Annotated in this window: 11 protein-coding genes; 8 read left to right on the top strand and 3 right to left on the bottom strand. The window is 69.2% G+C overall.

All coding sequences use genetic code 11. The features are described 5' to 3' along the window. Positions 1–90: 90 nt before the first annotated feature. Both ACFY1E_RS01725 and ACFY1E_RS01720 read right to left on the bottom strand, forming a co-directional pair. Complete coding sequence (locus ACFY1E_RS01725) at positions 91–1,098, bottom strand: zinc-binding dehydrogenase (RefSeq protein ID WP_389070149.1); 1,008 nt, start codon at positions 1,096–1,098, stop codon at positions 91–93. Further along, positions 1,095–2,258, bottom strand: coding sequence for a mandelate racemase/muconate lactonizing enzyme family protein (locus ACFY1E_RS01720; RefSeq protein ID WP_389070147.1), 1,164 nt, complete (start codon positions 2,256–2,258; stop codon positions 1,095–1,097). Before ACFY1E_RS01720 ends, ACFY1E_RS01725 begins: the two co-directional genes overlap by 4 nt. 256 nt (positions 2,259–2,514) lie before the next feature. Between ACFY1E_RS01720 and ACFY1E_RS01715 the strand changes: the two genes are divergently transcribed. The 6 genes from ACFY1E_RS01715 to yjfF all read left to right on the top strand — a co-directional run bounded on the left by ACFY1E_RS01715 (position 2,515) and on the right by yjfF (position 10,225). After that, positions 2,515–3,318 (top strand): hypothetical protein, encoded by an 804-nt coding sequence (locus ACFY1E_RS01715; RefSeq protein ID WP_389070144.1) that lies wholly within the window; start codon positions 2,515–2,517, stop codon positions 3,316–3,318. Between the two features lie 953 nt (positions 3,319–4,271). Then, positions 4,272–5,318: a LacI family DNA-binding transcriptional regulator gene (locus ACFY1E_RS01710; RefSeq protein ID WP_389070143.1), complete on the top strand. Its 1,047-nt coding sequence runs from the start codon at positions 4,272–4,274 to the stop codon at positions 5,316–5,318. A gap of 135 nt (positions 5,319–5,453) precedes the next feature. Then, positions 5,454–6,461, top strand: a complete 1,008-nt coding sequence (locus ACFY1E_RS01705; RefSeq protein ID WP_389070141.1) for an ABC transporter substrate-binding protein — start codon at positions 5,454–5,456, stop codon at positions 6,459–6,461. 97 nt (positions 6,462–6,558) lie between these two features. Continuing rightward, positions 6,559–8,097, top strand: a complete 1,539-nt coding sequence (locus ACFY1E_RS01700; RefSeq protein WP_389070139.1) for a sugar ABC transporter ATP-binding protein — start codon at positions 6,559–6,561, stop codon at positions 8,095–8,097. Next, positions 8,094–9,203: an ABC transporter permease gene (locus tag ACFY1E_RS01695; protein WP_389070137.1), complete on the top strand. Its 1,110-nt coding sequence runs from the start codon at positions 8,094–8,096 to the stop codon at positions 9,201–9,203. Before ACFY1E_RS01700 ends, ACFY1E_RS01695 begins: the two co-directional genes overlap by 4 nt. Further along, complete coding sequence (yjfF, locus tag ACFY1E_RS01690) at positions 9,203–10,225, top strand: galactofuranose ABC transporter, permease protein YjfF (protein WP_389070135.1); 1,023 nt, start codon at positions 9,203–9,205, stop codon at positions 10,223–10,225. The genes ACFY1E_RS01695 and yjfF overlap by 1 nt, the downstream gene beginning before the upstream one ends. A 104-nt stretch (positions 10,226–10,329) precedes the next feature. Here the strand turns inward: yjfF and ACFY1E_RS01685 are convergent, their stop codons facing one another. Beyond that, the gene (locus tag ACFY1E_RS01685) at positions 10,330–10,776 is read right to left on the bottom strand and encodes a MarR family winged helix-turn-helix transcriptional regulator (RefSeq protein ID WP_389070132.1); all 447 of its coding nucleotides are present in this window, start codon (positions 10,774–10,776) and stop codon (positions 10,330–10,332) included. A gap of 123 nt (positions 10,777–10,899) precedes the next feature. Here ACFY1E_RS01685 and ACFY1E_RS01680 point away from each other — a divergent pair, with 123 nt between their 5' ends. Further along, positions 10,900–11,898: an NADP-dependent oxidoreductase gene (locus tag ACFY1E_RS01680; RefSeq protein ID WP_389070130.1), complete on the top strand. Its 999-nt coding sequence runs from the start codon at positions 10,900–10,902 to the stop codon at positions 11,896–11,898. A 104-nt stretch (positions 11,899–12,002) separates the two neighbouring features. Next, positions 12,003–12,422 carry an organic hydroperoxide resistance protein gene (locus ACFY1E_RS01675; protein ID WP_389070127.1) on the top strand — a complete coding sequence of 140 codons (420 nt, stop codon included), beginning with the start codon at positions 12,003–12,005 and terminating at the stop codon, positions 12,420–12,422. The last annotated feature ends 134 nt before the right edge of the window (positions 12,423–12,556 follow it).

Raw genomic sequence — 12,556 nt, 5'->3', positions numbered from 1 at the left:
GAAATTTCGGACGAAGTTCGCGGCTCAAACCGTGCGGGGCTTGGGTGTACGCCGGTGCGGGTCGTCAGGTCCCCCCGCACCGGCGTACTGCTAGGGGCGAAGGAGGACCTTGCCGACCTTCGGATCACCGGACCCGACGAGCTCGATGGCCTGCGGGAACTCGGCGAGCGGCAGCTCGTGCGTGACCAGCGGCAGCGGGTCGAGCAACCCGGCCCCGAACACCCGCACGGTGTGCGCCCACGCGTCCGGCGGCGCCCCGAAGACGGAGTGCACCTCCAGCTGCCGTACGACGAGATCCGTGGGGTCGAGCCCGTTCGCGCCCGGCGCCGGGATCCCCGTGAGGACCAGGCGCCCGCCACGCCGCAGCAGAGCGGCGGAGGTCCGCGCGGCGTCGGCGGACCCGGCGGTCTCGATGACGACGTCGAAGTCGTCCGGGAGCGGCTCGTCCTTCGTACGGAAGTCGGTCGCGCCGTACTGCCGCGACAGCGTCTCGCGGTCCCGGCGGGTGCCGACGACCAGCAGCTCCACCGGCGAGACGGCCTTGAGGAACTGCACCGCGAACATCCCGAGGGTGCCGGTGCCGACCACGGCGACCTTCTCGCCGGGCTGCGCGTTCGCCTTGAGAGCGGCGGCCGCGATGCAGGCGGCCGGCTCCAGCAGGGCCGCCGCCGTCAGGTCGGCGTCGTCGGGCAGCACGTGCAGCAGCCGCGCCGGGAGGGTCAGCGTGGGCGCCATCGCGCCCGGCTGGGTGAACCCGGTCTCCTCGTACCCGGCGCTGCACAGCGTGGTCTCACCCGCGTGGCAGCGGTCGCACACCTGGCAGTTCCGGAAGCCCTCGCCGACCACCTTGCGGCCGACCAGCGTCCCGGTGACCCCGGCGCCGACCTGCTCCACCGTTCCGGACCACTCGTGGCCGGGCGTGAGCGGATAGCGCACGTATCCCTCGGGCCGGTTGCCCTGGAACAGCTCCCGGTCGCTGCCGCAGATCCCGCTCGCGTGCACCCGTACCAGCGCCTCGCCCGGACCGGGGTCACGGGGGGTGTGCTCGGCCAGGTGGAAGGTGCCCGGGGCGTCGACGACGACAGCGGCGGAGCTCACTGGTCGCCCTTCGGGTTCCGCTTCTCCCAGCCCTCGGCCCACAGATCGAAGTGTGCCCGCTGCTGGGGGAACTCGGCAGCGGCGTCCACGTCCAGCTCCACGCCCAGACCGGGCGCGTCGGAGATGTGGAAGCAGCCGTCCTCCGGGTTCACCTGCGGCGCGCCCTTGATCACCTTCTTGATCTCGGCGTCCGCGAAGTCGTTGAAGTGCTCGAGGATCTTGAAGTTCGGGGAGGTGAAGCCGACCTGGAGGGAGGCGGCGGTGAGCACGGAGCCACCGACGTTGTGCGGGGCGACCAGCATGTAGTGGGTCTCGGCGGTCGCGGCCAGCTTGCGCGTCTCCCAGATGCCGCCGATGTGGCCGACGTCGGGCTGGATGATGTCGACGGCCTGGCTCTCGAAGAGCTCCCGGAACTCGATCCGGTCGTGGATGCGCTCACCCGTGGCCACCGGCATGTCCACCTTCGCGGCGACCTTCTCCAGCGCCTTGAGGTTCTCCGGCGGCACCGGCTCCTCCAGCCAGGCGGGCTTGAAGGGCGCGAGCTCCTTGGCCAGGCGGACGGCGGTGGCGGGGGAGAAGCGGCCGTGCATCTCCAGCATCAGCTCGGACTCGGGGCCGATGGCGTCCCGGACGGCCTCGATCAGCGAGACCGCGTACATGGTCTGCTCGTGGTCGAGCTCGAAGTGCCCGGTGCCGAAGGGGTCGATCTTCAGCGCCCGGTAACCGCGCTCCATGACGCCCTGAGCGGCCTTGTGGTACGCCTCGGGCGTCCGCTCGGTGGTGTACCAGCCGTTGGCGTAGGCCTTGACCTTGTCGGTCACCTTGCCGCCGAGCAGCTGCCACACCGGCACGCCGAGGGCCTTGCCCTTGATGTCCCAGCAGGCCATCTCGACGACGGCGATGCCCGACATCACGATCTCGCCGGCGCGGCCGTAGTCGCCGTACTTCATACGGCGGGTCAGGTCCTCGACGGCGAACGGGTCCGAGCCGAGAATATGGTTCTGTTCGGCCTCTCTCAGGTATCCGATCAGCGCGTCGGTGTGACCCAGCATGCGGGTCTCGCCCACACCCGTGATGCCTTCGTCGGTGTGCACCAGGACGTAGGTCAGGTTGCGCCACGGTGTCCCGACCACGTGCGTGCTGATTCCGGTGATGCGCACGGAAGTTACCCTTCGGCTGTTCGAGATTTCGGCTCATGTTCGAAATGCTGGGCAGACAGTAAGGACGGTGTGAGCGGGGTGTCAATGGGTAGGACGCCCAACGGTTTCGCCAGTTTCGACGCCTCTTGCCCAGGTGGCCCCTCCCCGGTGTGTGCCAGTTCACTCGGACGGTCGCGTCGATTTGGCCGGTTTCCCACACAACCTTCACAGCCGTGCCTAGGAACGTGACCCTCCGGGAACTTAATCTTCCCGCGTCATGGACTACTGCCACCCGTGCCAACGGCACCTCAACGGCGCCCTCGCCTGTCCGGGGTGCGGGACGCGCGTCGAGCAGATGCGCGGGTACTGGGATGCCGATGCCTATGAGCCGGAGCCCTACGAATCCGCCGTCGCTCCCGTCGATCATGAAGCACCGGTGGCTCCCGACGACCCGGCCGCCCACCCCGACGACGAGGGGCACGGCGGTCACGAAGGCGAGAGCGACGAGCCGCACGGGCGCGCCGCGCGCCGCCGCGAGCAGGGCCGTGGCGGCCGTCGGGGTCCTGCCGGCGCGGACGGCGTGACGGACGCGAGCCGTCGCGACCGCAAGGCCGCACTCCACCGCCGGCGCCGCAAGCGCACGCTGCTCGTCGCCGCGGGTTTCGTCCTGGCGGCGGGTGGGTTGAGTCTGGCCGAAGTCGGCATGGACGCGCCGGTGTTCTCCTCGTCCCCGGATCCGTCCGCGGCCGGGGACGCGTCGTCCGAGGTCGACCACTCGAAGGCGGAGCCGAGCGAGGCCGCAGGGCAGCGGGGCGGCGGGAGGGGTGCCTCCGACGGCAAGCCCTCGGCCTCCCCGGACACCTCCGCCTCGCCGTCGGCGTCCAAGTCAGCCGATGGCAAAGCCGACGCGTCCCCGACCCCCGGCAAGCCGACCCGGTCGGCAGCCGTCACCGGTTCCTCCGGCTCGACGCCGCCGCCCGCCTCGGGCTCGACCCCGACCTCGGACCCGACGACCTCCAACCCGTCCCCGCAGCCGTCGCCGTCGGAGACGTGCAAACGCTTCCTGTGGTGGTGTACGTAAGACTGCTGGTCGGCGTCAACTTGGCCTGATGCGGCGGCGGTTGAGGAGCGGCCTGAGCGGCCGCGCGACCGGGCCTTTCCTGGCCTCCTCCGGTTGACGCCCCGCCGGCCCCGGACTCGACGACCTCCGATCCGTCCCCGTCGGCGTCTCCGCCTTCGTGGCCGGCGTGCGGGGGTTTCCGGCGGTGGTGGTGTGTGCAGGACTGCTGGTCGGCGTCAACTGCGTGTGATGTGGTGGCGGTTGAGGCGCCCCTGGGTGGCCGCTCGGCGGGGCGTTTCCGGTGTCCTGCGGCTCGACGTGGCCGCCTTGTTCGGGCTGGATCCCCTGCCCGGCTCGGGCGTGTCTTCGCGGCCGTCTCCGTCGCTGTCGCGGGCGTGCGCGGGTTTCCGGTGGTGGTGTGGGCAGTGCTGCGGTCGGCGTCAACTGCGGGTGATGGGTGGCGGTTGAGGCATGGCTTGAGCGGGCGCTCGGCGGGGCGTTTCCCGTGTCCTGCGGCTCGACGTGGCCGCCTTGTTCGGGCTGGATCCCCTGCCCGGCTCGGGCGTGTCTTCGTGGCCGTCTCCGTCGCTGTCGCGGGTGTGCGCGGGTTTCCGGTGGTGGTGTGGGTAGCGCCGCGGTCGGCCTCAACTGTGCCTGATGTGATGGCGGTTGAGGCACCCCCTCGGTGGCCGTTCGGCCAGGCCTTTTCCGGCCGCGTTATTCAACCGTGACGGCCTTCCGCCTGCAGCCCTCTTGACCGCCGTGATTTGTTAGCGCTCACAATGACCTCCGCATTCACCGGTCAGCGTCCAACGTCAGCGTGGGAGATATGAGCGTCGTGCCCGCAGTGTCCCGACCAGTCGATCCCGCCAGTGCTGTTGGGTCTTCCCGGTGACCTGGGTGGAGCCGCAGGGCGGGACCGTCCGCCCACAACCCGGGCTTTGCCGGCAGACGAGCGCCAAGGAGGTGCGGCCGTGACCAACGCGCAGCTTCGGCCGCCCACCATGGCCGATGTGGCACGCCTGGCAGGCGTGTCCCACCAGACGGTGTCCCGCGTGCTGGGGAACCATCCCAACGTGCGGGACGAGACACGGGCCAGGGTGCTGCGTGTGATCGAGGAGACGGGCTACCGCCGCAACTCCTCCGCACGGGCCCTGGTGACCCGGCGCACCCGGACGCTGGGGGTGGTGGCCTCCGACACCACCCTCTACGGTCCGGCCAGCACCTTGTTCGCGCTGGAGGAGGCGGCACGGGCCGAGGGGTACCTCGTCTCGACGGTCACGTTGCGCAAGCTGACCGTGGAGACGCTGTCCGAGGCCCTGGACCACCTCAGTGAGGGCGGGGTGGAAGGCGTGGTCGCGATCGCCCCGCAGCGGTCCGCCGTGGTCGCACTGGCCGAACTGCGCTGCCCCTTCCCGGTGGTGGTCGTGGGCAGCGGTCCGGGCGTGGAGATTCCCAGCGTCAGCGTGGACCAGCACCTCGGTGCCGCGCTGGCCACCGGCCACCTGCTGGCCGCCGGCCACCGCAACGTCTGGCACCTCGCCGGGCCCGAGGAGTGGCAGGAGGCGGCCGACCGGGCGGCCGGCTGGCGGGCGACCCTCGAAGCGGCGGGGGCGGAGCCGCCCGTGCTGCTGCGCGGGGACTGGAGTCCGCTGTCGGGTTACCGCGCCGGCCAGGAACTGGCCGGCTGGGTGGGCCGGGGGCTGACCGCCGTCTTCGTCGCCAACGACCAGATGGCGCTGGGGGTGTTGCGGGCGCTGCGCGAGGCCGGGGTCCGGACGCCCCAGGACGTGGCGGTGGTGGGCTTCGACGACATCCCGGAGTCGGAGTACTTCGCACCTCCCCTCACCACCGTCCGGCAGGACTTCTCGACGGTGGGAAAGCGCGGCATCGCGATGCTCCTGGAGCTGATCGAGGGGCGGCCACCCGCCACCGCGCGCAGGATCGCCATCGAACCCCAACTGGTCGTCCGGGCCAGTACCTTCCCGCACGCCGTCCAACCGGAGGGCGTACCTCTCTGACGTACCGACCAACCACACACGCGGTTGTGTGTGGCCGAAATTCCGAACAATGATCGACAGGCTGGACGTAGTGCGGCCGGTCCCATCGAGTACCAGCGGGTCCGTCCACGGGCCGGCTCTTCAAAGGAGAAGAACATGCTCAACAGAAGGAACTTCCTCACCGCGGCGGTCGGCGTGGCAGCCGCGGGTGGCCTGGCCGCCTGCGCCAAGAAGGACGACTCCGGCTCCGGCTCCGGCTCCGGAGGCGGCGGCAAGGCGATCACGCTCGGCTTCTCCCAGGTCGGCGCGGAGAGCGGCTGGCGCGCCGCCAACACCACCTCGGTGAAGTCCGCGGCCAAGGATGCGGGCATCAACCTCAAGTTCTCCGACGCCCAGCAGAAGCAGGAGAACCAGATCTCCGCGATCCGCAGCTACATCGCGCAGAAGGTGGACGTCATCGCCTTCTCGCCGGTGGTCGTCACCGGCTGGGACGCGGTGCTCAAGGAGGCCAAGGCCGCGAAGATCCCGGTGGTCCTCACCGACCGCTCGGTGGAGACCTCCGACAGCTCCCTGTACGTCACGCTGGTCGGCTCCGACTTCACCGACGAGGGCCGGCGTGCCGCCCGGATGCTGGAGAAGGTCATCGCCAAGGCCGGCCTCAAGGGCCCGGTGAAGATCGCCCAGCTGGAGGGCACCACCGGCGCCGCTCCCGCGATCGAGCGCGGCAAGGGCTTCAAGGAGATCATGGACGCGGAGCACAAGTCCGACTGGAAGATCGTCGTCAGCCAGAGCGGTGACTTCACCCGGGCCGGTGGCAAGCAGGTCATGGCGGCCTTCCTGCAGTCCCACTCGGACATCAACGTGCTCTTCGCGCACAACGACGACATGGCCATCGGCGCCATCCAGTCGATCGAGGCGGCCGGCAAGAAGCCCGGCAAGGACATCCTGATCGTCTCGGTCGACGGCGTCCACGACGGCTTCGTCGCCATGTCCCAGGGCAAGATCAACGGCATCGTCGAGTGCAACCCGCTGCTCGGCCCCCAGCTGATGGAGGTCGTGAAGAAGGTCCACGAAGGCCAGAAGGTCGAGCGCTGGATCAAGACCAAGGAGGGCGACTACACGCAGGACCAGGCCAAGGCCGCGCTCCCGACCCGGAAGTACTGACCCACCGCACCCACCGGCAGGGAGCCTCCGGCCGACCGAGCCCTCGGTCCGACGGGGCTCCCTGCGGGAGTGAACCGATCCCACAAGGAGCGCTGCCATGGCAGAGCCGCGGCCCGTGCTGCAGATGACGGGCATAGTCAAAGAGTTCCCGGGGGTACGGGCTCTGTCGGACGTCGACTTCCGGCTCTTCCCCGGCGAGATCCACGCCCTGATGGGCGAGAACGGCGCGGGCAAGTCCACCCTGATCAAGGTGCTGACGGGGGTCTACTCCCTGGACGGCGGCACCATCACCCTGGACGGCAGGTCCGTGCGGTTCGGCAGCCCGCTGCAGGCGCAGCAGGCCGGCATCAGCACGGTGTACCAGGAGGTGAACCTCTGCCCCAACCTGTCGGTGGCGGAGAACATCTTCATCGGGCGTGAGCCCACCCGCATGGGCCGCATCCAGTGGAAGCGGATGCGCAAGGAGGCGGCGGAGCTGGTGGACCGGCTCGGCCTCGACATCGACGTGACCGCGCCCCTGTCCTCGTACCCGCTGGCCGTGCAGCAACTGGTCGCGATCGTACGGTCGGTGGGCACGGGCGACAGCGACGGCCAGGGATCGGGCACCAAGGTGCTGGTCCTGGACGAGCCGACCTCCAGCCTCGACCGCGACGAGGTCCAGGAGCTGTTCCGCCTGATGCGGCGGCTCAAGGACGAGGGCGTGGCGATCCTGTTCGTCTCGCACTTCCTCGACCAGATCTACGAGATCTGCGACCGGATGACCGTCCTGCGCAACGGCACCCTCGTCGGCGAGCACATGGTCGCCGACCTCGACCAGGTCGGGCTGATCCAGCTGATGATCGGCAAGGCCCTGGACCAGCTGGAGGAGCTGCACGACCAGCAGCTGCACTCCGACGTCGGCGAGACACTGCTGAAGGCGGAGGGCCTCGGCAGGACCGGCGGTATCGCCCCCTTCGATCTGGAGATCAAGAAGGGCGAGGTGCTCGGACTCGCCGGCCTGCTGGGATCGGGCCGGACCGAACTCGCCCGGCTGCTCTTCGGCGCCGACCAGCCGGACAGCGGCAAGGTGACCATCGGCGGCAAGCAGGTGTCGATGAGCGCCCCGAACGCCGCGATCGGCGCCGGAGTCGCCTTCTGCTCCGAGAACCGCAAGACCGAGGGCCTGGTGCCCGATCTGACGGTGCGGGAGAACATCATCCTGGCCCTGCAGGCCTCCCGCGGCTGGACGCGGCCCATCCCGGTCGCCCAGCGCGACGAACTCGTCGCCAAGTACATCAAGGCGCTGGACATCCGGCCCGCCAACCCCGAGGCAAGGGTCGGCCGGCTCAGCGGCGGCAACCAGCAGAAGGTGCTGCTGGCCCGCTGGCTGATCACCCAGCCGAAGCTGCTGATCCTGGACGAGCCGACGCGCGGCATCGACGTCGGCGCCAAGGCGGAGATCCAGAAACTCGTGGTCTCGCTCTCCGAGGAGGGCATGTCCGTGCTGTACATCGCGGCCGAGCTGGAGGAGGTACTCCGGCTCAGTCACACCATCGGAGTGCTGCGCGACCGTCGGCTGGTGGCGCAGCTCGCCAACGGACCTGAGATCACCAGCAGCCGGATCATGGAGACCATCGCGAGCGGAGAACACCAGTGAGCACCAACTCCCGATGGCGAGCACTGACACACCACCACCTGTTCTGGCCGGTCGCGGTCCTTGTCTTCCTGCTGCTCGTCAACGTGCCTTTCACCCCTGACTTCTTCTCGGTCAAGATGACGGACGGTCACCTCTACGGCAGCCTCGTCTCGATCGTGCTGTTCGGATCGCCCCTCATCCTGGTGGCGGTCGGCATGACCGTGGTCATCGCCACCGGCGGCATCGACCTCTCCGTCGGCGCCGTGGTCGCCATCACCGGGGCACTCGCCTGCTCGTACATCAGCCACCAGGCCGACCAGAACGCCCTGTCCGGGGTGCTGCTCGCCATGGGCCTGGGGCTGCTGGCCGCGGTCGTCTGCGGTCTGTGGAACGGCTTCCTGGTCGCCAGGATGGGCATTCAGCCGATCATCGCCACGCTGATCATCATGGTCGCCGGACGCGGTGTCGCCCAGCTGATCACCAACGGCCAGATCATCACCATCGACAGCGACCCGTACAAGCTCATCGGCGGCGGCTACTGGCTGACGCTGCCGTTCTCCATCTTCGTGGTGGCCGTGGTCGTCGCCGCCACCGTGGTGCTGACCCGCCGCACGGCGCTCGGCCTGCTGATCGAGTCGGTCGGCGGCAACGCCGAGGCCAGCCGCCTGGTGGGCATCAGGTCCCGGCGCATCAAGATCATGGTCTATGTGTTCTGCGCGCTGTGCGCCGCCATCGCGGGCCTGATGATCAGTTCCAACACCTCGGCGGCGGACGGCAACAACGCCGGTCTGTGGATCGAGCTCGACGCGATCCTCGCGGTGGTGATCGGCGGCACCTCGCTGCTGGGCGGCCGGTTCTCCATCGGCGGCACGGTGGTCGGCGCCCTCGTCATCCAGACCCTGACGACCACGATCTACACCATCGGTGTGCCGACCCAGACCACCCTGGTCTTCAAGGCCGTCGTCGTCATCGTCGTCTGCCTGCTCCAGTCCCCGAAGTTCCGCGCCAAGGTCTTCGGTGCCAAGCTCGGCGCCCGGTTCGGCGCGAAGGGCGGCGCCAAGCCGGCCGCGGCCGGGGCGGGCACCGCCGCGGCGACCGACGCCGCTCCGAAGATGGAGGTGTCGTGATGAGCGCGACCACCCAGAGCCCCACGGCCGTGGACAGCCGCACCCCGTCCAAGGCCCAGCGTCTGCTGGGCGACCGGCGTCTGCCCGTCGCGGCGACCGCCCTGCTCTTCCTCGTGATGTACGGGGTGGGCCTGGGCCGGTACCAGTACTACGGGTTCGACGACCCGCAGGTCTTCCTGAATCTGTTCATCGACAACAGCTACCTGCTGGTCGCCGCGGTCGGTGCCACCTTCGTCATCCTGTCCGGCGGCATCGACCTGTCCGTCGGCTCGGTGATCGGCTTCACCACGATGCTGACGGCCTGGCTGGTGGAGCGCGAGGGGCTGCCCCTCCTGGTGGTGATCCCCATCGCGCTGGCGGTGGGCGCCTTCGGCGGCTTCCTGATGGGCTATGTGATCCACAACTTCGAGATCCAGCCCTTCATCGTGACCCTCGCCGGCCTCTTCCTCTTCCGCGGTCTGTGCCTGGTCATCAGCAAGGAGTCGATCTCCATCAGCGACTCCTCGGTGAGCAGCATGGCCTCGGCGCAGGTGTCGCTGGGGATGGGGTTCCTGTCGATCGGCGCGGTCGTCTCGCTGGTCGTCCTCGCCGTGGCGTTCTACGTCCTGCACTACACCCGCTTCGGGCGGCGCGTGTACGCCATCGGCGGCAACGAGCAGTCGGCCCTGCTGATGGGTCTCCCGCAGGGCGGCACCAAGATCGCCGTGTACACCGTGAGCGGCTTCTGCTCGGCGCTCGCCGGCCTGTTGTTCACCCTCTACATCCAGTCCGGTGACCCGCTGCACGCGACCGGCATGGAACTGGACGCGATCGCCGCGGTCGTCATCGGCGGCACGCTCCTGACGGGCGGGTCAGGCTATGTGGTGGGCACCCTGTTCGGTGTGCTGGTGCTGGGCCTGATCAAGAGCATCATCCAGTTCGAGGGCACGCTCAGCTCCTGGTGGACGAAGATCGCCACCGGCGTGCTGCTGTGCGCCTTCATCCTGGTCCAGCGCGTCATGACGGCCCGCAGGAAGACATGACGCCCCGTGGCAGGAGCTGAGCCGCCCGGCCCGCTCCCTGTTCGTAGAGGTCCGGCGTACGCATCCCGTGCGCCGGACCTCTGGCATGTCGGGCCCTGCCGGCCTCAGCTCTCGGGCTGGCCCAGCATCCGCTGCAGCAGGCCCCTCAGTGCCAGCCGTTCCTCCCTGCCGAGCCCCGCCAGCGGTTCGCGCGCGAAACGCAGGGACTCGCGCAGGTCCTTGGCCACCCGTCGGCCCTCCTGCGTCGCCGCGGCCAGCTTCACGCGCCGGTCGGCCGGGTCGGGGCGGCGTTCCACCAGGCCACGGGACTCCAGGCGGTCGACGATGCCGGTCACGTTGGACGGCTCGCACTTCAGTTTCTGGGCCAGCTTGCGCATGGGCAGCGGTTCCAGGGAGAGCAGACTCAGCAGACGGGCCTGGGCGCCGGTCAGCGAGTGCTCGGCGGCGGCGTTCTCGTAGTCCTCGTGATAGCGGGCCACGATGTCGCCGATGAGCTCGACGACCTCCAGGGTCAGTTCATCGGGACGACGGGTGTGCGGTGGAGTGGCCATGGGTTCAGGGTACCCCGTTACTTGACAACCTGAAATATTCAGGAGCATGGTTGTTTCAGGTACTGAAGTATTTGGTACCGGCAGCATCTGGAGTACTTCCCGCACGCTTGAAAGGCACTCGTCATGATCAACCGCGAATGGCACCTGCTCAGCCGTCCCGTCGGCTGGCCGAAGCCCGAGGACTTCGCCCTGGTCGAGACGGAGGTCGGGGCCCCGGGTGAGGGTCAGGTGCTGGTCCGCAACAAGTACCTCTCGGTCGATCCGTACATGCGCGGCCGCATGAGCGACGCGAAGTCGTACGTCGCGCCGTACGAGCTGGGCAAGGTCATGCAGGGCGGAGCGGTCGGCGAGGTCCTCGAGTCCAACGCCGAGGGCATCGCCGTCGGCGACCACGTTTTGCACTTCCTCGGCTGGCGCGAGTACGCGGTCGTGGACGCGAAGACCGCGGTCAAGGTCGACCCCGAGGCCGCGCCGCTGAGCACGTACCTCGGTGTGCTCGGAATGACGGGTCTGACGGCGTACGCGGGCCTGCTGCGGGTCGGCGCGTTCAAGGAGGGCGATGCGGTCTTCGTGTCCGGCGCCGCGGGTGCCGTCGGCAGCCAGGTCGGCCAGATCGCCAAGCTCAAGGGGGCCTCGCGGGTCATCGGGTCCGCCGGCTCCGACGAGAAGGTCAAGCTCCTCGTCGAGGAGTACGGCTTCGACGCCGCCTTCAACTACAAGAACGGCCCGGTCTGGGAGCAGCTCAAGGAGGCCGCCCCGGACGGCATCGACGTCTACTTCGACAACGTCGGCGGCGAGCACCTCGAGGCCGCGATCGGCGCGCTCAACCTCAAGGGCCGGGCCGTGATCTGCGGCATGATCTCGCAGTACAACTCGACCGAGCCGACCCCCGGCCCGCGCAACATGGTCAAGATCCTGCAGAACCGGCTCCGCGTCGAGGGCGTCCTGGTCGGCGACCACTACGACCTGCAGCCCGAGTTCGTCCGGGAGGTCGGCCCCTGGGTCGCCTCGGGGCAGCTGAAGTACCGCGAGACGGTCGTCGAGGGCATCGAGAACAACCTGGAGGCCTTCCTCGGGGTCCTGCGCGGCGACAACACCGGAAAGATGATCGTCAAGCTGTAGGCCTTCCGGCCTTTCCCGCTGTTTCCGGCATGCGGTAACTTCTTTCCGAAACCGTCGTCGATCGTGGGCGCGAGTCGCGGCGGACCGAGGAGGAAGACAACCGCATGTCCATCCAGCAGACCGACGTCCTCTACACCGCCGTCGCCACCGCCGAGAACGGTCGCGACGGCCGGGTCGCCACCGACGACGGCAAGCTCGACGTCGTCGTGAACCCGCCCGAGGAGCTGGGCGGCAGCGGCGCCGGCACCAACCCGGAGCAGCTGTTCGCGGCCGGCTACAGCGCCTGCTTCCAGGGCGCGCTGGGCGTAGTGGCCCGCCAGGAGAAGGCCGACATCTCCGGCTCGACGGTCACCGCGAAGGTCGGCATCGGCAAGAACGACGACGGCTTCGGGATCATCGTCGAGATCTCGGCCCACATCCCGAACGTCGACGCGGGAACGGCCGCGGCCCTCCTGGAGAAGGCCCACCAGGTCTGCCCGTACTCGAAGGCAACCCGCGGCAATATCACCGTGACGCTGGTCTGACGCACTCGTTGCTACGACGGAGGCCGCACCCTTGGACGTGGGGTGCGGCCTCCATCTTTTGGCTTCGTTCGCCTCCGGGGGCGCTTTGTGTCGGTGTCGAGAGACCGATCGTGCTCAGCGCTTCGCGCCTCCGC

Source organism: Streptomyces sp. NPDC001604, assembly GCF_042893475.1.
Taxonomy (GTDB): domain Bacteria; phylum Actinomycetota; class Actinomycetes; order Streptomycetales; family Streptomycetaceae; genus Streptomyces.
The sequence above is the reverse complement of the archived record's forward strand: the minus strand, read 5'-3'. Positions and strand labels throughout refer to the sequence as shown.